At 34.4% G+C, this 1,259-nt stretch carries 2 protein-coding genes; both read left to right on the forward strand.

Features of this window, described 5'->3' with window-relative positions; genetic code table 11:
- The first annotated feature begins 133 nt into the window (after positions 1-133).
- Entirely contained in the window at positions 134-532 is a 399-nt protein-coding gene (locus tag Q0V21_RS32665; RefSeq protein WP_483312395.1) for an HNH endonuclease, read from the forward strand.
- A gap of 20 nt (positions 533-552) precedes the next feature.
- Positions 553-1,002 carry an SMI1/KNR4 family protein gene (locus Q0V21_RS32670; protein ID WP_079350113.1) on the forward strand — a complete coding sequence of 150 codons (450 nt, stop codon included), beginning with the start codon at positions 553-555 and terminating at the stop codon, positions 1,000-1,002.
- Positions 1,003-1,259: the final 257 nt, after the last annotated feature.

Here is a 1,259-nt window from a genome sequence, read left to right on the forward strand (position 1 = left end):
ACCAATACCTAAAGAAGCTCCATCATCGAAAGATGGAACTAAGGCCATTGATGGGAATACTGAGGAGACGGGTAAAAAGACAGGAAAATTAGAACTATCAGATATTACAAAAGAAATGATGAAAACTAAGCCTATGAACTCACCTGTTCCTAAAAAGTGGTATGATAAAGGTGGGACAATCTCGGTTGATGAGAATGGAACTTGGACCTATACAAATAAGAAGGGGCAATCTGTAAGTTATCCTGATGGCTACCCTGATTTTTCAAAGTACTATCACCCAACTGTTGAACCAGTTGAAATTGAGTTTGCTTCACCAACAAATCGACCAGCAGATTATAAAGCAGCAAATGCAGAGGCTGGCTTGACTAAGGATTCCGTTCCACCAGTATCTAAGTCCAATAAACCACCAAAAGGTTATACTTGGCATCATCATCAAGATGGTAAGACAATGATCTTAGTTGAAGAGAAGATACATGGTGAATTTACCCATAGTGGTGGAATATCTAAAGTTAATGGGAAAGATAGTGAATAAATTAATAGAGGTGTGTAACTATGGTGCAAATGGATGGATCACATGAACCAATTACTTTAAAGGAAATTAATGAATTTCAGCGCAAGTTTAATTTAAATTTTACTGAGCAATATATAAAATTCCTATTAGAATCAAATGGCGGAGATCCTTCACCAAGCATGTTTAAAATTTCTGATGAACAAGGAGCAGGTGTACTTAATATTTTTTATGGTATTGGTGATATGTACAGTAATTTAGAAGAATATATAGATATTTATGAATATAGGCTTCCAACAGGATTTATTCCTATTGGAAACGATCCATCAGGAAATGTGATTTGTTTGGGATTAAATGAAAAGTACTACAATAACATATATTTTTGGGATCACGAACAAGAATCGGAGAATCCAGATGATATGAGAAATATGTACTTCCTTGCAAATGATCTTAATGAATTTTTAGATTCACTGTACGATGACGAAGAAGAATAAGCTAGAAACTATTTTTTTCTTAAGTGTTTTAAGGGGTAATTGAGTGATTTAGATCTTCAACATTTGAATGAGTAGTATAATATTACTTACTTGTTAATAGGCGGGCTACCCAGTATCGATTAAACCAATCATCCAACCAGTAACATACTTAACCCTTGTAATACCACAATAAAGATTTCTTCAATTCGCATACATTAAACAGGTTGATTATGGTCAGATACCGCCATGATTGACCTTTTTTTGTTATGCAAAACCCG

This window comes from Paenibacillus sp. 11B, assembly GCF_030487755.1.
In the GTDB taxonomy this organism is placed as follows: Bacteria; Bacillota; Bacilli; order Paenibacillales; family Paenibacillaceae; genus Paenibacillus; species Paenibacillus vandeheii.

Bases quoted from the DNA above. Each gene is read 5' to 3' on its own strand.
- Q0V21_RS32665 (WP_483312395.1), top strand. From the start codon at position 134: ATGAACTCACCTGTTCCTAAAAAGTGGTATGATAAAGGTGGGACAATC.
- Q0V21_RS32670 (WP_079350113.1), top strand. From the start codon at position 553: ATGGTGCAAATGGATGGATCACATGAACCAATTACTTTAAAGGAAATT.